The 497-nt window shown below is 44.3% G+C and carries 1 protein-coding gene; it reads right to left on the bottom strand.

Going from position 1 to position 497, the window contains the following annotated elements; translation table 11 throughout:
- Positions 1–9 precede the first annotated feature (9 nt).
- Positions 10–497 (bottom strand): F0F1 ATP synthase subunit A (locus tag NE664_13370; GenBank protein ID MCQ4727622.1); only part of this gene is annotated, 488 nt, incomplete at its 5' end.

Below are 497 nucleotides of genomic sequence, written 5' to 3'. Positions count from 1 at the left end.
ACACTTTGGTTACTCCACTGCTTCTTTGATAAAGAGGGCAGTTAAGAATACGAATACATACGCCTGAATGAGTCCGTCAAAGATGTCAAAATACATGCTGAACGGAATCGGTATGATTGGCGCTACGAGCTGCTTAATCAGCTCCATGACTACAAATGAACCAAGCACGTTGCCAAAAAGCCGCATACATAAAGACAGCGGTTTGATAAAAATTTCCAGAATATTGATCGGAGCGATAATCGCTACCGGTTCTGCAAAGCTTTTTACCCATCCCTTAAGTCCCTTCTTATGGAAGCCCGCGTATTCAATCAATACGATGCTCATAAGGGCAAGTGCCGCAGTCGCATTCAAGTCCTTGGTTGGCGGTTTAAAGCCGATTAAGCCGATCAGATTCGCAACGCCGATATAGATGGCAACGGATATCAGATACGGAATATATCTTCGCCCTTCTTCTCCAACCAGATCATCAAAGAATTTGTAAATGCCGCCGATTGCCA

Source organism: Anaerotignum faecicola, assembly GCA_024460105.1.
Classification (GTDB): Bacteria; Bacillota; Clostridia; order Lachnospirales; family Anaerotignaceae; genus JANFXS01.
Note: the sequence above shows the minus strand (reverse complement) of the source record. Positions and strands in the feature narration are given on the sequence as shown.